This window comes from Roseateles terrae (assembly GCF_014192155.1).
Lineage (GTDB): Bacteria > Pseudomonadota > Gammaproteobacteria > Burkholderiales > Burkholderiaceae_C > Roseateles > Roseateles terrae.
On sequence record NZ_JACHXO010000004.1, the window covers coordinates 305,922 to 330,918 of the forward strand.

At 66.0% G+C, this 24,997-nt stretch carries 19 protein-coding genes; 12 read left to right on the forward strand and 7 right to left on the reverse strand.

The features are described from left to right. Window positions 1-642 carry a hypothetical protein gene (locus FHS28_RS13265; RefSeq protein WP_088451174.1) on the reverse strand — a complete coding sequence of 214 codons (642 nt, stop codon included), beginning with the start codon at window positions 640-642 and terminating at the stop codon, window positions 1-3. A gap of 224 nt (window positions 643-866) precedes the next feature. On the opposite strand from FHS28_RS13265, the gene FHS28_RS13270 reads away from it, so the two are divergent. After that, window positions 867-2,105 (forward strand): glycosyltransferase family 4 protein, encoded by a 1,239-nt coding sequence (locus FHS28_RS13270; protein ID WP_088451522.1) that lies wholly within the window; start codon window positions 867-869, stop codon window positions 2,103-2,105. A 131-nt stretch (window positions 2,106-2,236) separates the two neighbouring features. On the opposite strand, the gene lplT is transcribed toward FHS28_RS13270, so the two are convergent. Further along, complete coding sequence (gene lplT / locus FHS28_RS13275; protein WP_088451524.1) at window positions 2,237-3,526, reverse strand: lysophospholipid transporter LplT; 1,290 nt, start codon at window positions 3,524-3,526, stop codon at window positions 2,237-2,239. A gap of 459 nt (window positions 3,527-3,985) precedes the next feature. Here lplT and FHS28_RS13280 point away from each other — a divergent pair, with 459 nt between their 5' ends. From FHS28_RS13280 to FHS28_RS13330, 11 genes are all read left to right on the forward strand, one after another. Beyond that, complete coding sequence (locus FHS28_RS13280) at window positions 3,986-6,028, forward strand: ribonuclease catalytic domain-containing protein (RefSeq protein ID WP_088451177.1); 2,043 nt, start codon at window positions 3,986-3,988, stop codon at window positions 6,026-6,028. A gap of 9 nt (window positions 6,029-6,037) precedes the next feature. Then, the gene (locus FHS28_RS13285; protein ID WP_088451179.1) at window positions 6,038-6,898 is read left to right on the forward strand and encodes an energy transducer TonB; all 861 of its coding nucleotides are present in this window, start codon (window positions 6,038-6,040) and stop codon (window positions 6,896-6,898) included. After that, complete coding sequence (aroE, locus tag FHS28_RS13290; protein ID WP_184294754.1) at window positions 6,895-7,761, forward strand: shikimate dehydrogenase; 867 nt, start codon at window positions 6,895-6,897, stop codon at window positions 7,759-7,761. The genes FHS28_RS13285 and aroE overlap by 4 nt, the downstream gene beginning before the upstream one ends. Further along, window positions 7,755-8,504 carry a monofunctional biosynthetic peptidoglycan transglycosylase gene (gene mtgA, locus FHS28_RS13295; RefSeq protein WP_375140745.1) on the forward strand — a complete coding sequence of 250 codons (750 nt, stop codon included), beginning with the start codon at window positions 7,755-7,757 and terminating at the stop codon, window positions 8,502-8,504. The genes aroE and mtgA overlap by 7 nt, the downstream gene beginning before the upstream one ends. Continuing rightward, window positions 8,501-9,091 (forward strand): hypothetical protein, encoded by a 591-nt coding sequence (locus tag FHS28_RS13300; RefSeq protein WP_088451181.1) that lies wholly within the window; start codon window positions 8,501-8,503, stop codon window positions 9,089-9,091. The genes mtgA and FHS28_RS13300 overlap by 4 nt, the downstream gene beginning before the upstream one ends. Continuing rightward, window positions 9,091-9,660: a TlpA family protein disulfide reductase gene (locus FHS28_RS13305; protein WP_246410030.1), complete on the forward strand. Its 570-nt coding sequence runs from the start codon at window positions 9,091-9,093 to the stop codon at window positions 9,658-9,660. The genes FHS28_RS13300 and FHS28_RS13305 overlap by 1 nt, the downstream gene beginning before the upstream one ends. A 178-nt stretch (window positions 9,661-9,838) precedes the next feature. Beyond that, window positions 9,839-10,276 (forward strand): type II 3-dehydroquinate dehydratase, encoded by a 438-nt coding sequence (gene aroQ / locus FHS28_RS13310; protein ID WP_088451185.1) that lies wholly within the window; start codon window positions 9,839-9,841, stop codon window positions 10,274-10,276. 62 nt (window positions 10,277-10,338) lie between these two features. Further along, a complete protein-coding gene (gene accB, locus FHS28_RS13315) occupies window positions 10,339-10,812 on the forward strand; it encodes an acetyl-CoA carboxylase biotin carboxyl carrier protein (RefSeq protein WP_088451187.1) in 474 nt (157 codons plus the stop codon). A 9-nt stretch (window positions 10,813-10,821) separates the two neighbouring features. Continuing rightward, window positions 10,822-12,171 carry an acetyl-CoA carboxylase biotin carboxylase subunit gene (gene accC, locus FHS28_RS13320; protein WP_088451189.1) on the forward strand — a complete coding sequence of 450 codons (1,350 nt, stop codon included), beginning with the start codon at window positions 10,822-10,824 and terminating at the stop codon, window positions 12,169-12,171. A 144-nt stretch (window positions 12,172-12,315) separates the two neighbouring features. Continuing rightward, window positions 12,316-13,209, forward strand: a complete 894-nt coding sequence (prmA, locus tag FHS28_RS13325) for a 50S ribosomal protein L11 methyltransferase (RefSeq protein WP_088451530.1) — start codon at window positions 12,316-12,318, stop codon at window positions 13,207-13,209. Between the two features lie 93 nt (window positions 13,210-13,302). Further along, window positions 13,303-15,042 (forward strand): zinc-ribbon and DUF3426 domain-containing protein, encoded by a 1,740-nt coding sequence (locus tag FHS28_RS13330; protein ID WP_088451191.1) that lies wholly within the window; start codon window positions 13,303-13,305, stop codon window positions 15,040-15,042. Between the two features lie 404 nt (window positions 15,043-15,446). Here FHS28_RS13330 and FHS28_RS13335 read toward each other — a convergent pair whose 3' ends face one another. From FHS28_RS13335 to FHS28_RS13360, 5 genes are all read right to left on the reverse strand, one after another. After that, window positions 15,447-16,118, reverse strand: coding sequence for a histone (locus tag FHS28_RS13335; RefSeq protein ID WP_088451193.1), 672 nt, complete (start codon window positions 16,116-16,118; stop codon window positions 15,447-15,449). A 230-nt stretch (window positions 16,119-16,348) separates the two neighbouring features. Next, on the reverse strand, window positions 16,349-17,563 hold the full coding sequence (locus FHS28_RS13340; RefSeq protein ID WP_088451195.1) for a ribonucleotide-diphosphate reductase subunit beta: 1,215 nt from the start codon (window positions 17,561-17,563) through the stop codon (window positions 16,349-16,351). 337 nt (window positions 17,564-17,900) lie between these two features. Next, on the reverse strand, window positions 17,901-20,837 hold the full coding sequence (locus FHS28_RS13345; RefSeq protein ID WP_088451197.1) for a ribonucleoside-diphosphate reductase subunit alpha: 2,937 nt from the start codon (window positions 20,835-20,837) through the stop codon (window positions 17,901-17,903). A gap of 623 nt (window positions 20,838-21,460) precedes the next feature. Further along, entirely contained in the window at window positions 21,461-23,293 is a 1,833-nt protein-coding gene (locus tag FHS28_RS24175) for a sigma-54-dependent transcriptional regulator (protein ID WP_246410032.1), read from the reverse strand. Beyond that, window positions 23,283-24,980 carry an ATP-binding protein gene (locus FHS28_RS13360; protein ID WP_088451199.1) on the reverse strand — a complete coding sequence of 566 codons (1,698 nt, stop codon included), beginning with the start codon at window positions 24,978-24,980 and terminating at the stop codon, window positions 23,283-23,285. The genes FHS28_RS24175 and FHS28_RS13360 overlap by 11 nt, the downstream gene beginning before the upstream one ends. Window positions 24,981-24,997 lie beyond the last annotated feature (17 nt).

The window sequence follows — 24,997 nt, forward strand, 5'->3', positions numbered from 1 at the left end:
TCAGGCGGCCTGCTCGCCGTGCCCGGCATTGTGCCGTTCCATCAGCACGTGATGCATCGGATCCATGCGCTCACCGCGCAACAGATGCAACGGGGCGCGGTGATACAGGGCGATGTCGTGGAACGGGTCGGTGATGATCTTGGTGGCCCAGGCCAGGCCCGTGCGCAGGTCGCGGGTCACCGCCAGCTGCAGCACCCGGAAAACCAGACCGCCCACACCGAGCCAGAACCAGATCAGGCCCAGCTGGTGCAGATACTCCACAAAGCTGGTGGCCGGGGCATACAGGCCGAACAGTCCCGGCTGCAGCCACAGGGCCACGGGTGAAGCGGCCCACAGCGCCATCAGCACCACCTTGCGACGCAGGTTGTAGCCAATCTTGATGGCTTCCTTGTGGTCGTGCGTGGCCTGGTTGATCTCGTCGAAGCCTTTGGGTTCGAAGAAGAAATGCCCGGCCTGGCGGCTGGTCATCGACACGCCCCAGGCCAGCAGCGCAGCCCAGGCCGGGTCCACCAGCAACAGGCCGTAGGCCACCACGAAGCAGCAGGCGCTCAGCAGGTGCAGCGACTGATTGATGCGGCAGTGATGGTAGTAGCGGTGGTCGTCCCAACGCTGTTCTCTCAGCAGGTCCAGAAAGTCTTTCATGCAGGCCCTCGTCCAGGATGATGAGCAGGATCGCCGCCGCGGACGCGGATGTCGACGCCCGCGGGGCGGCCTCGGGCGGCGCGTCCCCCGATCGGGACAGGCCCATGGCAGTTTCATGGCACCTGTGCGACGGCAGCGTGGCCACTGTGTCGCGCCGCTGTTTCAGGCGGATGACGACGCCGACCGTCACACAACTGTTGCGAAGCGCGCCCATCATCCCGGCCATGACAAGCGCGCCGATCGAACTCGAGGTGGACGAGCTGCCGACCCGTCAGCGGCACTTCCGTGTGGCGGTGGTGACGGAAACCTATCCGCCGGAAGTCAATGGCGTGGCCCGCAGCATCGCCTGTGTGGTGAAGGGACTGCAGGCCCGTGATCATGCGGTGCAGCTGCTGCGCCCGCGGCAGGCCGCCAGCGATGCCGATGGGCCGCAAGGCAATGAAGTGCTGATGCGTGGACTGCCGGTGCCGCGCTATCCGCATCTGCGCATGGGCGTGGTGTCCAAGCGGACGCTGATGCAGCTGTGGGCACCCCGGCGTCCGGATGTGGTGCACATTGCCACCGAAGGGCCGATGGGCTGGTCTGCGCTGCAGGCGGCGCGTCAGCTCAAGCTGCCGGTGGTGTCGGAGTTCCGCACCAATTTTCATGCGTATGCGCAGCACTACGGCATCGGCTGGCTGCGGCGGCCGCTGCTGGCATATCTGCGCAAATTCCACAACCGCTGTCACAGCACCATGGTGCCCAATGCCACGCTGGCCGGTGAGCTGTTGGCGCAGGGCTTCCGGCATGTGAACGTGATTGCACGCGGGGTGGACACGCAACTCTTTGACCCGTCGCGCCGCAGTGAAGCGCTGCGCGAGCAATGGGGCGCAGCGCCGCAGGATCCGGTGCTGCTGCACGTGGGGCGGCTGGCTGCCGAGAAGAATCTCCAGTTGCTGGTGGCGCTGTGGCCCGCGGTGCGGCGCCACCATCCGCGAGCCCGCCTGGTGCTGGTGGGGGACGGGCCGGCGCGTGCGGAGCTGGAGCAGCAACTGCCCGGCGCGATCTTCGCGGGCATGCGGCATGGAGAAGACCTGGCAGCCCACTACGCAAGCGGTGATCTCTTTGTATTCCCGAGCGTGACCGAGACCTACGGAAACGTCACACCGGAAGCCCTCGCCAGCGGTTTGCCAGTGCTGGCCTACCACTACGCCGCAGCAGCCCTGCTGGTGCGCAGCGGTGTGAACGGCGCCACGGTGCCGCTGGGCACGCCGGCTGCGACGTTCGCGGAACGGGCGCTGGATCTGCTGTCGGATCGGCCACGGCTCGCTGCGATGCGTGTGGCGGCGCGTGAAGGCGCCGAATCCATGGGCTGGGAGGGCATCGTGCAGGGCATCGAGCAGGTGTATGCCTCCGCCATCGACGGCACCAGCGTGGCGCTGCGCGCCAGTGCCGGGTTGCTGGCGCCAGCGGTCCGCGCTTGAGGCCACGCAAGGACTGAGCGCGACGCGCGCTCGGGGATCTTGGGCAGGAGGCCTCACGGCTGCGCCCATCACATCAGGCGCTTGGGTTTGATTCGCTGAGGTCGATACGGTCGTTGCGTTCGCCGTGCGCTTCAGTCGCTTCCATCGGATATCGGCTGCCCTCGCGTCGCAAGAGCGCCAGCCATCGGTTCATTGTTGGGATCTGCCGGCGGCGTGACAGCGCGTCGTCCCAGCCGCCGCAGCATCAGCACCAGCACACACAGGCTGACAAAAACCCCCAGCCCGCTCATCAGCCACACCAGCGGCACACCCGCTGCCTGCAAGGCCGCATAAGCGCCCAGCATCAGCAGGATGCTCAGGTTTTCATTGAAACCCTGCACCGCAATGGAACGTCCGGCGCTGAGCAACTGCACGCCGCGATGCTGCAGCAGCGCATTCATCGGCACCACCATCGCGCCGCCGACCGCGCCCACCAGCACCATCGCCGGCAGGGCCCAGTCGAGGGTGCTCACCCAGGGCGTCGCCAGCATCAGCAGTCCAAGCATCAATCCCAGCGGCAGCACGCGAAGGGCGTGGTGCAGCGCGATCCACCGGCCGGCCAGTCCCGCCCCGACCACCACGCCCACCGCGACCGTGGCCTGCAGATAGGCACCCTGATTGAGCCGCAGCCCCAGCACGTCCTGGGCCCATTGCAGCACCGCGAGCTGCAAGGTCGCGCCCGCCCCCCAGAACAGGGTGGTCATGGAGAGGGACAGCCGGCCGCCGAGCCGGTCCCGCCAGAGCGTGGCATTGGCCGCCATGAACTCCCTCATCACGGCCGCGGGCCGGCGGGACGTGCGGGCATACACCGCTCCGCTCTCCGGTACCCGCAGCTGCAGGCCTGCCGCCAGCGCATACAGCAGCAGCAAGGCCAGCAGCGATGTCATCAGCGGACTGCGCAGCGGCGCACCGGCCACCGCGGCCATCCACCAGGGGCTGACCAGCAAGCCGCCCACCAGCGTGCCCAGCAGCACGGAACACACCACCGACACTTCGATCCAGCCGTTGGCCGCCACCAGTCTCGAGGCGGGGACGATTTCGGTGATCAGCCCGTATTTGGCCGGCGCATAACAGGCGGCGGCCACCCCCACCACCGCAAAGGCGGCCAGCGGATCCAGCCCCAGCACCATCGCACCCACACCGACCGCCTTGAGTCCATTCATCCAGGTCATGAGGGCCACCTTGGGAACGGCATCGGCCAGCAGCCCCACGCCGGGGGCCAGGGCCACATAGGCCATGTTGAAACACAGCTTGAGCAGCGGCGCCCACCAGATCGGCTGGCCCATCTCCCGCAGGAGCGCAATGCCGACGATCAGCAAGGCGTTGTCCGCCAGCGCCGAGAAGAACTGGGCGGCAATCAGGGTGTAGAAACGTGGCGGCATGGTCGCGGCGGGCAAAGCCGCAGAAAAAACGGAGTGTGTGGCTTGAGGATGACGGTGGTTTGACCGTCGTTTGCCGGCGGCCAGACCGCCGCCTGGCCGCTGCTTGGCCGCTGCCTGGCCGCTGCTTCACCGCTGCGTCATCGCTGGGCCATTGAAGGTTGACTGGTCCTTGCCACCTATTTGAGAGCCGTTGGTGAGCACCTCCGGCATGCCCAGGCAGCAGCGATGCCCGCAATTGGGCCGAAACCCGCCCAAAGCGTTGCAATTTCCGCTTACCAGACCCTTTGACGGTCCTTTTTTCGTGCGTCTGAGTACTTCGAATGGCGGACTTGTGGGGTCCAACTGACCTGCGCGCGCGAGGCCAGGCGCCCCGTGGGACGCCGCCCCGGAACGAATTGACACCTCAGCCCGCCGCCCGGCCGCTCGGGTCCCGCGCCGATCAGCGACAATGCCGCCGCTATGTTTGCCCTCTTCGAAGACGCCGGAAAATTTCTCGCCGGCCGCGTGATGTCCGAAGCCGAATCCTCGATGCAGATCGAGCTGGATTCCGGCAAGCGCGTCAAAGTGAAATCCGCCAACGTGCTGCTCAAGTTCGACAAGCCCTCCCCGGCCGAACTGATGGCGGACGGGCAGCGGCTTGCCCAGGAGATCGACCTCGACCTGGCCTGGGAGTTCGCTCCGGAGGGCGAGTTCGGTTTCGCCGATCTGGCGCGCGATTATTTCGACGCCAAGGCCTCCATCGGCCACCAGGCCGGCGCGCTGTTCCGCCTGTTCGAGGCGCCGCACTACTTCCGGCGCATGGGCAAGGGCCAGTTCAAGAAGGCGCCCGCGGACATCGTCAAGGCCGCCCTGCTGGGCATCGAGCGCAAGAAACAGATCGCCGCCCAGATTGAAGACTGGGCCACCGAGCTGGCCGCTGGCCGCTGCCCGGCCCCGATCGCCGAGCAGATCTACCGCATCCTCTTCCGCCCGGACAAGAACGGCCCGGAATACAAGGCCCTGGTGGAGGCCGCCCGCCGCAGCCAGAAGGCGCCGCTGGACCTGCTCAAGGAAGCCGGTGCCATCACCAGCCCCTACCAATTCCACTGGAAGCGCTTCCTGTTTGAGCACTTCCCCAAGGGCACCGGCTTCCCGGCCCTGTCCGCGCCGGCCATCAAGGACGAGCTCCCGCTCGCCCCGGTGCGGGCGTTCTCCATCGACGACTCCGCCACCACCGAAATCGACGATGCGCTGTCGGTGCAGGGTCTGGGCACCGGCACGGTCGTGTTCGGTGTGCACATCGCCGCCCCGGGCCTGGCCATCCAACCGGACTCGCCGGTCGACAAGGTGGCGCGGGACCGCTTCAGCACCGTCTACATGCCGGGCTGGAAGCTGACGATGCTGCCGGATGAAGTCGTGCAGGCCTACACGCTGATCGAAGGCCGTGACTGCCCCGCCGTCAGCATCTATCTGACGATGGACGAGGCCACGCTGGAGATCACCGCCCGCGAGACGAAGCTGGAGCGCGTGTCCATCGCGGCCAACCTGCGCCACGACAAGCTGGACAAGATCATCACCGACGCCACCCTGACCGGTGCCGAGCCTGCGACCTACGACTTCGCCCCCGAACTGGCCTTCGCCTACCGCCTGGCCAGGGACCTGAAAGCCAAGCGCGAGGTGGTGCGCGGCAAGCCCGAAACCTTCAACCGGCCGGACTACAACTTCCGGCTGGAAGGCAATGGCGATCACGAGCCGGACGGCAGCGAGCAGGTCAGCATCGGCGTGCGCCAGCGCGGCGCGGCGCTGGACCTGATCGTGGCCGAGGCCATGATCCTGGCCAACAGCAGCTGGGGCGCCTACCTGGCCGACTGCGGCGTGCCCGGCATCTACCGCAGTCAGGCGAGCCTCGCCCCTGGCATCAAGGTGCGCATGGGCACCAAGCCTGCGCCGCATGCCGGCATGGGCGTGGCGCAGTACACCTGGGCGACCTCGCCGCTGCGCCGCTATGTGGACCTGGTCAACCAGTGGCAGATCATTGCCTGCGCCCGTCACGGCCGCACGGCGGCGCTGGTGGCCCCGTTCAAGCCCAAGGACGCGCAGCTCTTCTCCATCATCTCCGGCTTCGATGCGGCCTACAGCGCCTACAACGGCTTCCAGTCCGGCATCGAGCGCTACTGGACCCTCCGTTACCTGCAGCAGCAGGGCATCACCGAGCTGACGGCCACGGTGATGAAGGAAGGTCTGGTCCGCGCCGACGACCTGCCGCTGGTCTTCCGGGCGCTGGGCTGCGACAGCCTGCCCCGTCACAGCCATGTGAAGGTTCGCATCACCGGCCTGGATGAGTTGACCCTGGATGTGCACGCCAGCCTGGTGGAGCGCCTGGATACGGTTGAGCAGACCGATGAAGCGACCGACGCGGAAGAAGACGAAGAACCCAGCGGCGTGCTGACGCTGGCCATCGACGTGAACGCGGAGGACGCCGCCGGCGCTCCTTCTGAACCGGCGCCCCCGGGCGCTCCCTGAGTTCCTCCCATGCCCAAGCTCAGCTACCTGCAGACGGCGCTGATTGCCTCCATCGGCTTTCATGCGGCCCTGTTGTTTGCGGTCAAGACCATCCCGCCTGAACAGCTGGACCGGTTGTTCCAGGACACGCCGCTGGAAGTCATCCTGGTAAATGCCCGCGGGCATGAAGCGCCGACCAAGGCCCAGGCGCTGGCGCAGGCCAACCTGGCCGGGGGCGGCGACACCGATGCCAAGGTACGCGCCACCTCCCCGCTGCCGCCTTCGCCAAAGATCGAGACTGGCGACAGCATCGAGGTGCAGCACAGCCAGATCCAGGAGCTGCAGCAGACGCAGGAGCAGTTGCTCACCCAGATCCGCCGTGAACTCGCCCTGCTGCCTGCGCCGGAGACCCAGCGCGACAAGGGCAGTCAGCAGGCGCAGCAGCAGGAAGAGCGACGTCGGCAGCTGGTGCAGTTGCTGGCCGAGATCGAGAAGCGGGTGAATGACGAGAACTCGCGGCCGAAAAAGCGTTACCTGAGCCCCGCCACCCAGGAGGTGGTCTACGCCCAGTATTACGACACGCTGCGTCGCCGCATTGAAGCCCGCGGCACCCGCGACTTCCCCACCTACCAGGGCAAAAAGCTGTACGGCCAGCTCATCATGAACATTCATGTGGACTGGCGCGGCCGAGTGGTGGAAACAGACATCGTGCAGAGCTCGGGCAACCGGGTGCTGGACCGCCGCGCCGTGGCCATCGTCGAGGCCAGCGGGCCTTTTGGCAGCTTCACGCCGGCGATGAAAAAGGGCGCCGAGGTGCTGGTGATCACCTCCCGCTTCCGTTTCACCCGCGAGGAGGGACTGGAAGCGACGATGACCGGTAATCCGTCATGAGCACGCCGGTGGACCGTTATGCCGTGGCGGGAAATCCGGTGGCCCACAGCCGCTCGCCGGCCATCCATGCCGCCTTTGCGCAGCAGACCGGTGAGGTGCTGAGTTATGAGCGGCTGCTGTGTCCGCTGGACGCCTTTGAGGCGACGGTGCGGGACTTCGCCGCCGCCGGTGGTCGGGGATGCAACGTCACCGTCCCGTTCAAATTTGAAGCGTTCCGGCTGGCCCGCCAGCGGACCCCGCGGGCGCAACGCGCCGGTGCGGTCAATGTGCTGCGCTTCGATGCCGACGGCTGGTTCGGCGACAACACCGACGGCGCCGGCCTCGTGGCCGACCTCCAGCACAACGCCCACCGACCGCTGGCCGGCCTGCGCGTGCTGCTGATCGGGGCCGGCGGTGCGTCGTCCGGCGTGCTGGGCAGCCTGATCGCCGCCCGGCCGGCGGAGATCCACATCCTCAATCGCAGCGCCGACAAGGCGCTGGCGCTGGTCGGTAGCCATCAGGTCCATGCCGACGAACACGGCGTGCGGCTGCGCTCCGGCGGACTGGACCAGACCGATGGCCGTTATGACGTGGTCATCAACGGCACGAGCAGTTCCCTCAGTGGCGCCGGAGTGCCGCTGCCGGATCCGGACCGCCTGGTGCTGGCGACCGGTGGTGTGGCGGTGGACATGATGTACGGCCCGGCGGCAGCGGGCTTCCTGAACTGGGCAGCGGCGCAGGGCGGACCCACCGCCTGCCTGCGGGACGGCCTGGGCATGCTGGTGGAGCAGGCGGTGGAATCGTTCATGATCTGGCGCGGCGTGCGCCCGGACAGCGCGCCGGTCCTGGCGCAACTGCGTCGTCAGGTGGAGGCTGCATGCTGAAGCAATGGATGCGGCTGGTGCTGATGCTGATCGTCAGCATTGTCTGCCTGCAACTCTTCTTTGCCGCCCGCATCGCGCTGATGGCGGTGCTGCCGCCCGAATCGACCAGCTTCCAGCGCACCGAGATCCTGCGGCTGCTGCGCGAAAAAGGCTCGGTGGTCTGGGCCCAGCGCTGGATGGACGGTGACCAGATCAGCGTCAATCTCAAGCGCGCGGTCATCGCCAGCGAGGATGCCGGCTTCAATGAGCACGGCGGGGTCGACTGGGAAGCGATGGAAAAGGCGTGGGAGCGCAACCAGAAGGAGCAGGAGCGCGCCGACAAGCGGGCCGCTCGTCTGGCGGTGACCGCGCCGAGCAAGCCGCCGCCGGTGGCCAAGATCGTCGGCGGCTCGACCATCACCCAGCAGCTGGCCAAGAACCTGTTTCTCAGTTCCGAGCGGACATTCGTCCGCAAAGGGCAGGAGTTCATCCTCACCTATATGCTGGAAGCGACGCTGAGCAAGCAGCGCATCCTGGAGCTCTACCTGAACCATGTCGAATGGGGCGAAGGGGTCTTCGGGGCGCAGGCGGCCGCGCGCCGCTACTTTCAGGTCGATGCAGCCCGCCTCAGCCCGCAGCAGGCCGCCAACCTGGCGGTGATGCTGCCGGCACCCAAGCGATTCGAAAAGCGCCCACGTTCCCCCTACTTGCTCAGCCGTGCAGGCACTATTGAGGCTCGTATGGGGTCCGTGGAGTTGCCATGAGTTCCGAACTGAGCACCGAGATTGCCGCTGCGGCGGCCCGGTTGGTGGTGGAAGAAGGGATGGAGTACGGTCCGGCCAAGTCCCGTGCGCTGCGCGCCCTCGGCCTGCCGCCCCGCACCGCCCTGCCGGACAACGATGAGCTGGAAGATCAGGTTCGGGAATACCTGTCGATCTTCTGCGCTGACACCCAGCCGGCCGAACTGGCCGCGCTGCGGGAGGTGGCGGCGGTCTGGATGGAACGGCTCGCCGAATTCCGCCCTCACCTCACCGGCGCGGTCTGGCGTGGCACCGCCACCCGGCTGTCCAACATTCACCTCCAGCTGTATTGCGACGACAGCAAGTCGGCCGAAATCGCCCTGCTCAATCAGGGCGTCGATTACGACGTGGGCCAGGCCCGCAACAGCCGCGGCGATGCGGTGGATCAGCTGATTCTGGATGTGCCGTGCCGCGCCCTGAATGAACGGGTGACACTGGCGCTGACCATTCTGGATTACAACGACCAGCGCGGCGCCCTCAAGCCGGACGCCCGGGGACGCACCGAGCGTGGCGACCTCGCCGCCCTGCGCCAATTGATGAAGGACACCTGATGCAAAGACGACAGCTTCTGGGCTGGGCCGCTGTAGGCGGCGCGGCAGCAGCCGGCGGGGCGATGCTGGCCCTGCGTCATGAAAGTACCGGCGTGCTGGGCACCGGCGATGCGGTGGCGGCGCCGTCGTCCGCCCTGTCCGCTCCCGCCGCCGCCTTCTGGAATGCCAGCTTCGACACCCTGGATCAGCAGCCCTACCTGCCTGCGCGGCAATTGCGCGGCAAGCCACTGCTGCTGAATTTCTGGGCCACCTGGTGCGCCCCATGCGTCAAGGAGCTGCCGGAGATCAATCAGTTCCACGACGAGTTCGCCGGCAAGGGCTGGCAGGTGCTGGGTCTGGCGGTCGACGCGCCAACGCCGGTACGCGGTTTTCTGGCCAAGCTGCCTCTGAAGTTCCCGGTGGCCCTGGCCGGGCTCACCGGGACGGACCTGTCCCGTCAATTGGGCAACACCAAAGGGGGCCTTCCCTTTACAGTGGCCTTCAGCGCGCAAGGTGAACCGATCTGGCGCAAATTGGGGGCCACCCACCTCGAAGAACTACGGCAAATGGTGGCGACCATCAAAGTTTGAGCCGGGGTCAAGGCCCAAGTGGGAGAGGCACTGGCATACGGCATGCCTTAGCCAAGTGAATCCCGAGGGTCAAGCCATTTATTTTTGTGAAGCTGCCTGGATCTGGGGGCAAAAGGCGTAAAGTCCAGCCTTTTACGCTTCTAGTGTCTTCGCTCTAATGAGTCAGGACCGGTCGCAGATGCAGATTCTTGTTGTTCACGGCCCCAACCTCAACCTTCTCGGCACCCGGGAGCCCGAGGTCTATGGCGCGCAGACTTTGAAGCAGATCGACGATGATCTGCGTCAAAAGGCGCAGGAAGCCGGCGTGCAGCTCGAGACTTTCCAGAGCAACCACGAGGGAGCCCTGGTAGACCGCATTCAGGCGGCCGGGCGCGACGGAACGCGCTACATCATCATCAACCCGGCGGCTTACACCCACACCAGCGTGGCGATTCGCGATGCGCTGGCGGCGGTGGCGCTGCCCTTTGTTGAAGTTCACCTGTCCAATATCCACCGCAGGGAGTCCTTCCGGCATCACAGTTATATGTCGGAGCTCGCGGTGGGCGTGATCTGCGGCCTGGGCCCGATGGGCTATTTTCTGGCCCTGCAGTACGCGCTGAGTCATCGCGGCGCCTAGCCCACCGGCCGGGCCCGCAGTCGGGCACAGACGACAACAACCTTCCCCGTTGGAGAAACCCTATGGATTTGCGCAAGCTCAAGACCCTGATCGACCTCGTATCCGAGTCGAACATCTCTGAACTTGAAATCACCGAAGCCGATGGCAAGGTGCGCATCGTCAAGTCCGATGGCACGCCCCTGGTGGCCGCCATGCCGGTGATGCAGGCCGCTCAGCCCATGGCGCCTGCCCAGGCCGCCGTTCCGGCTGGTGGCGCTGCGCCCGCTGCGGCGCCGGCGCCGGCCGCTGCGCCTGTCGAGACCGGCCATGTGGTGAAGTCGCCGATGGTCGGCACCTTCTACCGCGCGTCCGGCCCGAACGCCAAGCCGTTCGTGGAAGTCGGGCAGCAGGTCAAGGAAGGCGATCCCATCTGCATCATCGAGGCGATGAAGATCATGAACGAGATCGAGGCCGACAAGTCCGGCACCATCGTCAAGGTCCTGGCCGAGAACGGTCAGCCGGTGGAATTCGGCCAGCCGCTGATCGTCATCGAATAAGGCGGCGGCATGTTCAAGAAGATCCTGATCGCCAACCGGGGGGAAATCGCCCTTCGCATCCAGCGCGCCTGCCGCGAGCTGGGCGTGAAGTCGGTGGTGGTCTACTCCGAGGCCGACCGCGACGCCAAATACGTCAAGCTGGCGGATGAAGCGGTGTGCATCGGCCCGGCGGCCTCTGCGCAAAGCTACCTCAGCATGCCGGCCATCATCGCCACGGCCGAGGTCACCGATGCGGAAGCCATCCACCCGGGTTATGGGTTCCTGAGCGAAAACGCGGACTTCGCCGAGCGGGTCGAGCGCAGCGGCTTCACCTTCATCGGCCCGACCCCGGAAAACATTCGGACGATGGGCGACAAGGTCGCTGCCAAGCAGGCCATGATCAAGGCCGGTGTGCCCTGCGTGCCCGGTTCCGACGGCGCGTTGCCGGACGATCCCAAAGAGATCGTGCGCATTGCCCGCACGGTGGGCTATCCGGTGATCATCAAGGCCGCCGGCGGCGGCGGTGGTCGCGGCATGCGGGTCGTGCACACCGAAGCGGCACTGGTCAATGCGGTGCAGATGACCAAGGCCGAAGCGGGTGCTGCCTTCGGCAATCCGCAGGTCTACATGGAGAAGTTCCTGGAGCATCCGCGTCATGTGGAAATCCAGGTGCTGGCCGACGGCCACAAGAATGCGGTGTGGCTGGGCGAGCGCGACTGCTCGATGCAGCGCCGCCACCAGAAGATCATCGAGGAAGCGCCGGCGCCCGGCATTCCGCGTCGCCTGATCGAAAGGGTGGGTGATCGCTGCGCGGCCGCCTGCAAGAAGATGGGCTACCGCGGTGCAGGCACCTTCGAGTTCCTGTATGAGAACGGCGAGTTCTACTTCATCGAGATGAACACCCGCGTGCAGGTGGAGCATCCGGTGACGGAGCTGGTGACCGGCATCGACATCGTGCAGATGCAGATCCGCATTGCGACCGGGGAGAAGCTGCCCTTCACCCAGCGCAACATCACGATGCGCGGCCACTCGATCGAATGCCGCATCAATGCGGAAGATCCGGTGAAGTTCATCCCGTCGCCGGGCCGCATCACGATGTGGCATCCGCCGGGTGGCCCCGGGGTGCGGGTGGACTCGCATGCCTACACCAACTACTTCGTGCCGCCGAACTATGACTCGATGATCGGCAAGATCATTGTGCACGGCGACACCCGCGAGCAGGCACTGGCCCGCATGCGGATTGCGCTGTCGGAGACGGTGGTGGAAGGCATCCAGACCAACATCCCGCTGCACCGCGAGCTGATGGCGGACGCCAAGTTCATCGAAGGCGGCACCGACATTCACTATCTAGAATCGTGGATGAGCCAGCACAAGCGCTAATCGGATTGGCGGCTGGCTGCGACTGACCGCTGAACATCACTGTTGACTGACGCCTTCGGGCGTCCTGCCCTCAAGCGCGGACCCGCGGGTCACCTTGGGGGCTTCACGCTTTCTGGAGCCACCATGAGCACGAGCGACGCCAAGTTGCACGAATTGATCCTGATCTGCCGCGAAGAGGACGTTGAGACCGTCAGCGACGCCTTGATGGAGATCGAGTCCCTGGCCGTCTCGGTGGAGGATGCTGACGCTGACACGCCCATCGAGAACGCGCTCTTCGGCGAGCCGGGGATGCCGGCGCCGAAGGCGGGCTGGGACCGCTCCGTGGTGAAGGCGCTGTTCGAGACTGAAGCCCAGGCCACCGAGGCCGCCACGCTGCTGCTGGCACAGGACTGGGCCAGCGATGTACACGTGCAAACCATCCAGGCGGTGGAAGAGCAGGACTGGGTGCGACTGACCCAATCGCAGTTTGCGCCGGTGGAGATCACCCCGACCTTCTGGATCGTGCCGTCCTGGCATGAAGCGCCGGCGGGGGCGAAGCAGAAGATGCGTCTGGACCCGGGCCTCGCATTCGGGACAGGTTCCCATCCGACCACCCGCATGTGCCTGCGCTGGATTGCGGCGCATGGGGACGAAGCGGCGGGCTGGGACCGGGTGTTGGACTATGGCTGCGGCTCCGGCATTCTGGCGATTGCCACTGGCCTCTTTGGCGCGCGGGGCATTGATGCGGTGGACATCGATCCGGCCGCGGTGCAGTCGTCACTGCAGAACGCGCAGGAGAATCAGGTGAGCATTCATGCGGCGCTGCCGGATGCGGCCAAGGGCGAGTATCCGGTGGTGCTGGCCAACATTCTGGCCACGCCGTTGAAGCTGCTGGCGCCGCTGCTGTGCCAGCATCTGGCGCCGGGCGGCCACCTGGTGCTGGCGGGCATTCTGGAGCGTCAGGCCGAGGAATTGAAGGCGGCGTATGCACCCTTTGTCTCGCTGGAAGTGACGGACCAGGAAGACGGCTGGATTCTGATGACCGCGCGGCGCGCATGAATTGAATCCAATCGTCTCTGACCGCTGGCGCGGAGCGCCTTGTCAAGGGGACGAGCGTCAAGGACTGACCCTGTTTCTGGCATCATTCACGCCATGAATCTTGCGACTCGCTGCACCACCTGCGGCACCATCTTTCGGGTGGTGCAGGACCAGCTTCGCGTCTCTGAGGGCTGGGTGCGCTGCGGCCGATGTGCCGAGGTGTTTGATGCGCGCGAGCAGCTGTTTGATCTGGAGCGCGACAGTCCCCCGCCGTGGCCGCCGGTGGCTGCCAGCGGTGCTGCTGCGCCGCGGCAGCCGGCCTTGCCGCCGGCGCCCGCCCCGATGACGCCTCAGCCGGCGCCCGACATGAGCCGGGCGATGAGCCCGTCTGCGGGGGCCCTGCCCTCCCCCATGGCACCGGCGATGGCTCCGGTGATGCCTGCCCCCACGCCGCGCGAGCTGGCGGCGCCGCGTTACCAGCCGGACCAGGGGCCGACGACCTTCCCGAGCCAGTCGATGGCGGCGGCGTTTGATGATGTGCCGCGCCGCACGGCGCCGGTGCCGATGGAAGCGCCGCGGGACAGTGGCTGGATTCCAAATGATGACAACGAGCTGAATCCGTTCTCGCCGTCGCGGCCGTTGCCGGGCGACTTCGATGATGACGGTGATTCCTTGCTGCCTTCGACGCCGCACTACAGCCGGCCGCGGACGCGCCCGACGGGCGGTTCGGGGCGTGGGCGTGGGCCGGCGGCGCCGGAGGCGAGGCAGGAGCCGGCGTATGAGTCGGCTTATGACGAGGATCGTGTCGAGCCGTTCCTGTCGGCGGCGCCTGGGCCGGCGCCGGTGGAGGATCCGCGATCGCATCTGCCTGAGCCCAAGGGCATGCGGTTTGAGGAAGACGAACTGCCGCCGCCGGTGGCGGATGATGAACGTCCGGATGTCCTGTTGAATTTGAGTGGGGCGTCGGCGGCGAGGTTGCAGCAGCAGGAGCCGATGCTCGATCCGCGGGTGCCGGTGCGTGCGCCGGTCGATCCGGGTGAACCGTCGCTGATGCCGGGTGAGCGTCCGGAGGTGCCGTTGACGCGTGCGGAGCGCAAGGCTGCGGAGAAGGCGGCGGCGCGTGAGGCGGCGGAGGCGGCGCGGCTGGCGAAGCTGGAGGCGAAGGAAGCGGAGCGTGCGGCCAAGGAAGCGCGTGAAGCCGAGAAGGAAGCTGAGAAGCAGGCGGCGCGTGCGGCGAAGGAAGCGGAGAAGCTGGCCATCGAGACGCGCAAGGCGGCGGAGAAGGCGGCGCAGGCGGAGGCGCGGATCAAGAGCCGGGAGGCCTCGGATGCTGCGGCTTCGGTGCCCAGTTTTGTGCGCAAGGCCGAGTCTGCACAGCGCTGGCATCGTCCCTGGGTGCGTGCCACGTTGGGCACGGCGGCCTTGGGATTGCTGGTGGGGGTGGCGGGTCAGATTGCCTGGACGGGTCGCGAGGCCATTGCGGCGCAGTACCCCTTTGCGCGCCCGATGCTGTCGAAGATGACGACGGCGATGGGCCAGGAGCTGAAGCCTTGGCAGCACATTGAGGCTTTGAGTGTGGAGAGCAGCAGTCTCAATCCGGCGGGCGAAGGCAACCATTACCGTCTGACTTTGAGTCTGCGCAACCGCAGCAACTGGGATGTGGCCCAGCCCTGGGTGGACCTGAGCCTGACGGACCCATCGGGTCAGTTGGTGGTGAGGAAGATGCTGTCGCCGCAGGAGCTGCATGCCACGCAGCCCGCATTTACGGCGGGCGCGGACCAGCAGTTGCAGGTGGTTTTCGACAGCGGCAACACCAAGATCAGCGGCTACACCGTCGAGCTGTTTTACCCCTGACCGCGCGCACCACGCGCGCAGCGTCGTCCAATCTGCAGTGCAGGTTCACCGCCCCTCGTTGCACATCGTCGTGCAGCACGAGCGAAGCGTCGTGCCACCGGCGGTGCAGGTTCACCGCGTCTGGTGGCACCTAGTCGGGCGGGACGAGCGAAGCGTCGTGCCACCGGCGGTGCAGGTTCACCGCGTCTGGTGGCACCTAGTCGGGCGGGACGAGCGAAGCGTCGTCCAACCGGCGGTGGGGGTTCGCTGAAGAGGGTCCCCGCCGGGCCGCCCCAAGGGGGCCCGCAGCCCCCTCGGGGGGCAGTGTTTGGCTGGCCCTAGGCCAGCCAAACCGGGGGCCAAAAAAAACCCGGCCGAAGCCGGGTTTTGATTCAGCTGGGCCTGCAGGAGGCCCAGGCTCAAGCTCAGGGCTTGTTGCCGGTCGGGAACGGCCAGGCCGCTTGCGGGCTCAGCGCGGTCTTGGCAGCAGGCGCGGGAGCAGCAGCGGGCTTCGCAGCGGCAGCAGGCGCAGGGGCAGCGGCAGGCTTGGCAGCAGCCTTCTTGGCAGAAGCCTTCTTCGCGGCCGGCTTCGCAGCAGGCTTGGAAGCCTTGGCAGCGGGCTTGGCAGCGGTGGCCTTCTTGGCAGCAGCCTTCGCAGCAGGCTTGGCAGCCGACTTCGAAGCAGCCTTGGTCGCCGGCTTGGCAGCCTTGGCAACAGCCTTGACCGGGGGCTTCTTGGCAGCGGAGGCCTTCTTCGCAGGAGCAGCGGCCTTCTTCGCCGGTGCAGCCTTCTTGGGAGCAGCGGCCTTCTTGGCCGGAGCAGCCTTCTTGGCAGCAACCTTCTTCGCAGCCGGTGCAGCCTTCTTGGCAGCAGCCGCCTTCTTGGCCGGAGCGGCCTTCTTCGCCGGAGCAGCCTTCTTCGCTGCAGCAGCCTTCTTCGCCGGAGCGGCCTTCTTGGCGGCCGGAGCTGCCTTCTTGGCCGGAGCGGCCTTCTTCGCCGGAGCGGCCTTCTTTGCCGGAGCAGCCTTCTTCGCTGCAGCAGCCTTCTTCGCCGGGGCGGCCTTCTTGGCCGGAGCGGCCTTCTTCGCAGTTGCCATTTCAGTTCTCCTTGATCAAGTGGAAATAGCCCTGCCCGTCAACAACCGGTTGTTGCCAGTGCAGGTATCCATTGCCCATGAGTCGAGGGAGTTCGCCACGGTGCAATGAATCAGGGTGCGATGCAAGGCCGCCGCTTCTATGTCGGTCGGTGAATTGCATCGCCAATCTTGATCTCTTTTCTACAGTCAAACAGTCAACCGATCAGGGGTTGCTCCGGCCAGGGACTTCATCAGTCCCAGGACAGGGCGCCGCCCGATTGGTATTCGATCACGCGGGTCTCGAAGAAGTTGCGTTCCTTCTTCAAGTCAATCATCTCGCTCATCCACGGGAAGGGGTTCTCTTCATTCGGGAAGAGAGCCTCCAGGCCGATCTGGGTGGCGCGACGGTTGGCGATATAGCGCAGATAGCCCTTGAACATCGCAGCATTCAGACCCAGCACGCCACGGGGCATGGTGTCTTCGGCATAGCGGTATTCCAGTTCGACGGCCTGCTCAAACAGCTGCTTGATCTCGGCGCGGAACTCGGGCGTCCACAGATGGGGATTCTCCAGCTTGATCTGATTGATCAGATCAATGCCGAAGTTGCAATGCATGGATTCGTCACGGAGGATGTACTGATACTGCTCGGCAGCACCGGTCATCTTGTTCTGGCGACCCAGCGCCAGGATCTGCGTGAAGCCGACGTAGAAGAACAGGCCTTCCATCAGGCAGGCAAACACGATCAGCGACTTCAGCAGCGTCTGGTCCGTCTCCGGCGTGCCGGTGACGAAGTTGGGATCCATGATCGCGTCGATGAAGGGGATGAGGAACTCATCCTTGTCGCGGATCGACTTCACCTCGTGATAGGCGTTGAAGATCTCGCTTTCGTCCAGACCCAGCGATTCAACGATGTATTGATACGCGTGGGTGTGGATCGCTTCCTCGAAGGCCTGGCGCAGCAGGAACTGGCGGGCTTCAGGCGCGGTGATGTGGCGATAGGTGCCCAGAACGATGTTGTTGGCCGCCAGCGAATCCGCGGTCACGAAGAAACCGAGGTTGCGCTTGATGATGCGGCGCTCGTCCTCGGTCAGACCATTCGGGTCTTTCCAGAGCGCGATGTCGCGGGACATGTTCACTTCCTGCGGCATCCAGTGATTGGCGCAGGTGGCGAGGTACTTTTCCCAGGCCCACTTGTACTTGAACGGCACCAGCTGGTTGACGTCGGTCTGACCATTGATGATGCGTTTGTCCGCGACGTTGACGCGGCGGGCACTGGCGGCTTGGGCACTGTCTTGGGCAGCATTCATCGATGCGCCGACGCCGGCACCGGATGACACCGCAGCGGTGGCAGTCGAAGCGACGGATTGACGCGCGGCGTCCATGGGATTCATGGTCGCTGCGTGAATCGATGCACCGGAGGCCGGCGCGCTGCTCGAAGGTTTACGGTCTTCTTCCCAAACCAACATGGTGGTCTTCCTATCGTCGCGGATTATCGGAGTGTTGTGTTCAAACACAAAGGACTTCTTGACTTCAGCGCCACTTCCCTGTTGCTGGTCCGCATCGCATTTCGCTTCCGATGAGGCGCGCGGTGTGGGGATGTGAAGCGTTGAAGCGGCAGACCAGCGGTCTGCCGACAAGTGTTCATCGATGCTTTCGCGGCGTCCTGCAAAAACACCCGACGCCCGGAAACATCGATGAACACTCGCATCGCGAGCGTCAGCCCGACTTTTCCGCAAGGCTTGCTGCAGAGGATTCACTCCTTTGCAGCAGCCTCGCGGCATTCATCGGCGCATCAACAACTGCTTACTGGCAGGCTTCGCAACCCGGGTCGTCAATGGCGCAGAACTTGACGTCGGTGGCCGGCGTTGCAGCGTCGATCACGGGCGAGACCGAGGTCTCCACCGCCACTGCCGCCATCGGTGCCACGGCTGCGGCGACCGGCGCGGTGTGCATGCCACCGGCCGAACTGCTCACTGCATTGAGCTGGCCGGCGTTTTGCACCGTGCTCTTCTCGGCGTGCGTCGCACCCATCGTGCGGAGGTAGTAGGTGGTCTTCAGACCCCGCTGCCACGCCAGCTTGTAGGTTTCGTCCAGACGCTTGCCCGACGCACCGGCCATGTAGATGTTCAGGCTCTGCGCCTGGTCGATCCACTTCTGGCGGCGTGCAGCGGCTTCCACCAGCCACACGGTGTCGACTTCGAAAGCGGTCGCGTAGAGCTGCTTCAGCTCTTCCGGCACGCGGTCAATGCGGCGCAGCGAACCGTCGAAGTGCTTCAGGTCCATGACCATCACGTCGTCCCACAGGCCCAGCTTCTTCAGGTCGCGGACCAGGCACTCATTCACCACGGTGAATTCGCCGGACAGGTTGGACTTCACCGACAGGTTGCCGAAGCAGGGCTCGATCGACGCATCCACCCCAATGATGTTGGAGATGGTGGCGGTCGGCGCAATGGCCACGCAGTTGCTGTTGCGCATGCCGTCACGGGCGATCTTGGCGCGCAGGGCGTCCCAGTCCAGGGTGGCGGAACGGTCCACGTCCACATAACCGCCGCGAGCTTCGGCCAGCAGGTTCAGAGAGTCGATCGGCAGGATGCCGCGGTCCCACAGCGAGCCGCGATAGCTGCTGTAGCGACCACGCTCGGCGGCCAGTTCGGTCGAAGCCCAGTAGGCGTGGTAGCAGACCGCTTCCATCGAACGGTCGGCGAATTCCACCGCGGCCTGCGAGGCGTAGGGCACGCGCAGCTCGTACAGCGCGTCCTGGAAGCCCATGATGCCCAGACCCACCGGACGGTGACGCAGGTTGGAGTCACGTGCCTTCTTGACGGCGTAATAGTTGATGTCGATGACGTTGTCCAGCATCCGCATGGCGGTGGACACCGTCTTCTTCAGCTTGGCCTGGTCGATCTCGCCATCCTTCAGATGCTGCGCCAGGTTGACCGAGCCCAGGTTGCACACCGCGATTTCGTTGTCGTTGGTGTTCAGCGTGATCTCGGTGCACAGGTTGGACGAGTGCACCACGCCCACATGCTGCTGCGGCGAGCGCACGTTGCAGGCGTCCTTGAAGGTGATCCAGGGATGGCCGGTCTCGAACAGCATCGTCAGCATCTTGCGCCACAGGTCACGGGCCTGCATGCGCTTGTAGAGCTTGATCTCGCCACGGTCGGCCTTCGCCTCGTAGGCGACGTAGGCCGTTTCGAAGGCCTGACCGAACAGGTCGTGCAGGTCGGGGCAGGTGGACGGGCTGAACAGGGTCCAGTCGCCGCCTTCGATGACGCGCTTCATGAACAGGTCGGGAATCCAGTTCGCCGTGTTCATGTCGTGGGTACGGCGACGGTCGTCACCGGTGTTCTTGCGCAGCTCCAGGAATTCTTCGATGTCCAGGTGCCACGTTTCCAGGTAGGCGCAGACGGCGCCCTTGCGCTTGCCGCCCTGGTTCACCGCCACGGCCGTGTCGTTCACCACCTTCAGGAAGGGCACCACGCCCTGCGACTTGCCGTTGGTGCCCTTGATGTGGGAGCCGAGGGCGCGCACCGGCGTCCAGTCGTTGCCCAGACCGCCGGCGAACTTCGACAGCAGCGCGTTTTCCTTCAGGGCTTCGTAGATGCCGTCCAGGTCGTCGGCCACGGTCGTCAGGTAGCAGCTCGACAGCTGCGAGCGACGGGTGCCGGAGTTGAACAGCGTCGGGGTGCTGGACATGAAGTCGAAGCTCGACAGCACTTCATAGAACTCGATGGCGCGCGCTTCGCGGTCGATTTCGTTCAGCGCCAGGCCCATGGCCACACGCATGAAGAAGGCCTGCGGCATTTCGATGCGGGTGCCGTCCACATGCAGGAAGTAGCGGTCGAACAGGGTCTGCAGGCCGAGGTAGTCGAACTGGAAGTCGCGTTCGGCCTTCAGGGCGGCGCCCAGCCGGGCCAGGTCGTACTGCTGCAGACGCTCGTCCAGCAGCTCGGCCTGCACGCCCTTCTTGATGAAGGTCGGGAAGTAGTCGGCGTAACGGCTGGCCATTTCGGCCTGCGTCACTTCCTCGCCCAGGATTTCGCGGCGGATCGTGTGCAGCAGCAGACGGGCGGTGGCGCGGGTGTAGCCCGGATCCTTTTCGATCAGGGTGCGGGCGGCCAGGATGGCGGCCTTGTAGACCTCATCGATCGGCACGCCGTCATACAGATTGCGCTTGGTCTCGGCCAGGATCGGGTCCGGCTTGACGTCGGCGCCCAGGCCTTCGCAGCTGGAGATGATCAGCCCAGACAGCTGGTTCAGGTCGAGCGGCACGCGGGCGCCGTTTTCGATCACATTGATGCCGGATTCCAGCACCGCGGCCTGCTGGGCTTCGCCCTGGACCTTGCGCTCCATCGCACGACGCTCGCGATACAGCACGTAGGCGCGGGCCACTTCATGGTGACCGCCGCGCATCAGCGCCAGCTCGACGTGATCCTGCACATCTTCAATATGGAAGGTGCCGCCGCCCGGACGCGAGCGCAGCAGTGCGCGCACGACGGCTTCGGTCAGCGCATCCACGGTCTCGCGCACGCTGGCGGATGCAGCGCCGCTGGTGCCATGCACGGCCAGGAAGGCCTTCATCATGGCCACCGCCACCTTGCTCGGCTCGAAATGCACCACCGCGCCATTGCGGCGGATGATCTGGTAGGCCTGGTAGCTGCTGGCGGCCAGCGGTGCGGACTCGCGGGGAGTCTGCGCCAGGCCCGCTTCAGCGGTCGGTGTGACGGCGACTGTCTGCATGGGATCCTCGTCTGTTCTGGTTCGAAAAAAACAAAAAGCAACGCCGTGCCCGGACAACCCGACCGGGCCAACGTCTCAATGATCAGGGTGGTGAAAAGTGCGTTTTTCCGCCGTGAATCCCGACACCGTCAGCAGACCGGCGCGCAGACAGCGCGGGGGCCTCGATGGAACAGCGGGGATGGCGTTCATCGCTGGTTTGCGAAGTCAGCAGGATAGCATGCGAGACACTATATCTAGGGTCTCTCACACCTTCAAGCAACTACCAATAGCGTTGCGGCGACGAAACCGACCTGGGCATGTCAGCCCTCGCAAGCCCTGCCCCCGCACAGCGCCGATGGATTCGGCATGTCCTTTTGAAGGCCCAGCATTGGCGCGGCTTGCGGGCCGGAAATGCCTGCAAACACGCATCATCAAAGGGGTCCCGCCAGGGGGGATCCGAGGGGGCCACGAACACCCCCTGTCCAGATGTCACAGCTGATCAGGACAAGCCCCATCTAGGGCCTTCCCGGAGAGACAACAGCGGGGCGCTATGCGGCCACCTGTGAGGGTCAGCGGAGGCGAGCGCGGCCTCCGGGATCGGCTGCCGCACAAGCCGCCGAACAAGCGGCCAAACAAGCGGACGATCAGGCGTCGTCGCCGCCCAGGGAAATGTTCAGCCGGGCCATGCGATAGCGCATCTGCCGCAGAGACAGTCCGAGGCTCGCGCCGGCTGCGGTGCGGTTATTGCGGTACTGCTCAAGCGCCCGCAGCAGCAGGCGCTTTTCCACTTCGTCGAGGTAGGTGGCGAGATCGGACGGCAGCGGGGCCTGGCCAATGGCTTCGGCCGGGAGCGGCACGCCCTGGGCGAGATCGGCGGTGTCGACCGCGGCCTCGGGTACCTCTTCCGCCTCCAGCATCGCCTCGGGCAGACCGAGGTCCACCACGTCGATGCCGTCACCGCCGGACAGTGCCAGCGCGCGGTGCAACAGGTTTTCCAGCTCCCGCACGTTACCGGGGAAGCTGTACCGACCCAGCGCCGCAAGCGCCTGCGCGGTGAGTTGCGGCACCGGCTCCACCCCGGCGTCGGTGGCGATGCGCTGCAGCACGCGGGCGCTGATCGGCGCTAGATCTTCCATGCGCTCGCGCAGCGGCGGCACCCGGATCTGGATCACGTTCAGACGGTAATACAAGTCCTGCCGGAACCGGCCCGCCAGCACTTCGGCCGCCAGGTCCTTGTGGGTCGCGCTGAGCAGCCGCACGTTGACCGGCATTTCCGCGACCGCGCCGACCGGACGGACGGAGCGTTCCTGCAAGGCACGCAGCAGCTTGGACTGCATGGCCAGGGGCAGGTCGCCGATTTCGTCGAGGAACAGCGTGCCGCCCTGGGCCGCCTGGAAAAAGCCTTCGCGATCTTCGGTCGCGCCGGTGAAGGCGCCCTTGCGGTAGCCGAAGAATTCCGCTTCCAGCAGTTGCTCGGGAATGGCGCCGCAGTTGACCGCGATGAAGGGCTGGGGACGGCGGGCGCTGACGTCGTGAATGGCTCGCGCCACCAGTTCCTTCCCCGTGCCGGATTCGCCATTGAGCAGCACCGGCGCCATGCTGCGCGCCACCTTCTCGATCAGCTCCCGCACCTGGCGCATGGCGGCGGAGTCACCGACCAGCCGCTCCAGCGCGGACACCGGCCCCGCCGCCGCCACGCGGCCGCGCGGTTGCGCCGCCTTGCGGGAAGCTTCCACCATCGCGGCGCCCATGGGGGTCACGGTCGGCGCATCGAGATCCTGTGGCGAGGGCCCCGGACGCTGGCCCGCCACCGTGGTGGCGCTCGCCGAGCCGGACGGCCCCCCGAAGCCCGACGCGGACGTGGATGCTTCGGCATAGGCCGGCACCGGCGATGCGACGGAAGATGCGGACGCGGAGCCACCGGGTCGTGGGGACGACGAGAACGGCGCCGATGAGGGCGACGATGGCGCCGCCGAGAAAGGCGACGGCGATGACGATGCCGCCGGGGACGTGGTGAACGGCGATGGCGATGCCGATGTCGCGGAGGTCGAGGAAGGCGACGGCGCCGCGCGGGCCGCAAGACCCGACGCCGACGATTCTGGCCGGGGCACCCGACCCAACGCCGAGGCCACCACCATGCGGAACTGTCGCAGGTCCACCGGTTTGGTCAGATAGTCGTAGGCGCCGGCCTTCAAGGCTTCAACCGCATTTTCCGGCGAGCCATACGCGGTAATGACCACGATGCGTTCACTCCGCCCCCGCTGGTCCAGCCAGCGCAGCACATCCAGGCCGGTGCCGTCGGGCAGACGCATGTCGGTAATCACCGCGTCATACCGCCGGCTCTCCAGCAGGGCCAGTGCATCTTCCACCGTGCCGGCGCTGTCCAGCGCAAAGCCTTCCCGCAGCAGCGTCATCTCATAGAGAGTGCGCAGGTCGGGTTCGTCATCGACCACCAGCAGTCGGGAATCAGCGCTCATGGATAGTGTCTTGGACAGGGGAGGTCGCGAGGCGGGGCAGCAGCACGCGGAATTCGTTCACATGCTGGGACTCGAGGCGGTGGTAGTCGATGCGCGCACCGTATCGCTCGCAGAGTTCCCGGCAAATGTACAGGCCCAGCCCCGTGCCCCGGCTTCGAGTTGAAAAGAAGGGTTCGAACAAGTGTCGTTCTACCTCGGCCGGAATCGGATCGGCGTCGCTCAGGACCGACAGACGGATCCATTCCGTGCCTTCCTGCATCACTTCGACCCGAACGGCAGCTGGCATCGGGCGGGCATGGCGCAGTCCGTTGTCCAGCAGGTTGATCAGGATGCGACGCAGATGATGGGGATCGAAGCTCACCAGGGTGGCGGCATCGAGGTGGAAGGCCAGACGCAGCGGACTGCTGTCGTCCTGCGGCAGTCGCTGCGTGGCGGCCCAATCCGTGCAGTATTCACGCACCAGCGGCTCGAGCTGCACCGTCTGGGGAATGGAGGCAATGCCGGGCGCCACCTCCATCACATCGTCCACGATGCGCTTGAGACGCTCGACATTGCTGGCCACCATGCGGGTGAGTTGCTCCAGCCGGGGCTGACCGGCGCAGTCTTCTTCCAGCAGCGCATTGGCTTGTGCAATGGCGGTCAGGGGATTGCGAATTTCATGGGCGATGCCGGCGGACACCCGCCCCATCGCGGCCAGCTTCTCCTGCCGGTTGCGGGCTTCGAGATGGCGGTTGTCTTCCACAAACAGCACGCAGAGGTCGTCGCCATCGAGCGAGCGCATGGTGAAGCGCATCCGCACATGGAGGGAGCGTTGCAGGCCGCCGCCGAAGTCCAGCAGCACATCCCGCCCGGCTTCCGGCCAGCTGCGTTCGCTGTAGGCCTGGGTCAGTGCCCGCAGCAGCGGGGCCCAGGTGGGTGTGGCATCCAGGCGGAAGGGACCGGGTCGCAGCGTCGCGCCCTCGGCCAGCAGCGCGCGGGCGGCCGGATTGGCGGCGCGCACCAGACCGCGGCGGTCCGCCACCAGCACACCCTCATCCATCTCTTCGATCACCAGACGGTTGAGGTCGGCCTGCTGCCGGGCGTATTCGAGGCTGCCGCGCGCGGCCCGCTCTTCCCGGGCCAGCCGGCTGGCCAGTTCGTTGGCCAGCAACGTGACCACGAAGAGGCCCACGCCGAGCAGACCCGCCTGGCTGATCCGCAGGCCGCCCTCCAGACCCATCATCACCGCCCACACGCCCACCGCCAGCAACTGCAGGCTGGACAGCGCCGCACAGGCCAGCGCCGGCAGGCGCGGCAGGAGGGCACCGGCCATCAGCACCGGCATGAACAGCAGGGCGCCATAGCTGAGGCCGGCGGGATCCAGCCACTGCAGCAGGCTGAACAAGGCCAGGTCGACGCCGATGCTCAGGGCGATCTGCCGCCAGCTCAGCGTCTGGCGATCCGGCGTGGGGGGCCAGGCGCCGCCACCGAACCAGCGGGGGAGGATCCAGGCGAGCACCGCCTGCACGCCGTAGAGAAGCGAGAGCCACGCCGCCCAGCTGCTGGGCCGGGCACCCATGAGGCTGGCGAGTGACTGGGTGGCCAGCAGCGCCAGGCTGAGCGTGGCCCGTGCGCCCATGAAGGCGCGGTACAGACGCTGCGTGGTGCTGATGCCGGCGGCGCGGGAGGTGGTGTCCGAAAACGGCATGGGGTCAGGCGCCGCGC